Origin of the sequence: Idiomarina sp. Sol25 (genome assembly GCF_033052775.1) — a bacterium.
Classification (GTDB): Bacteria; Pseudomonadota; Gammaproteobacteria; order Enterobacterales; family Alteromonadaceae; genus Idiomarina.
On sequence record NZ_JAUPEW010000195.1, the window covers coordinates 1 to 252 of the forward strand.

Sequence of the window (252 nt, forward strand, 5' to 3'; positions counted from 1 at the left end):
TGATAAAATTTTTCTGAGTAATCAATCTTGTAACTTCGGTAATTACCAAACCCTGCTTGTTCTCCATCACTTACCTTGACTGTGAGCAGCGAAATGGCTTCTACAGCACAATGAGGACAGTCGAACTTTCCGAGTACATATCCACCGTCGAGAATCACAGTAGTTTCGCCAGTTGAATTTGAGTGAATAACGCCTGAGACTTTCTTTTCGCAATTGAATAAAGCAATGCTCTTATTAACTGCTTTCAGGTTC

1 protein-coding gene is annotated in these 252 nt (G+C 40.1%); it reads right to left on the reverse strand.

The features are described from left to right. On the reverse strand, positions 1 to 252 hold a 252-nt coding region (locus Q5L94_RS13975; protein ID WP_317498954.1), incomplete at both ends, for a hypothetical protein.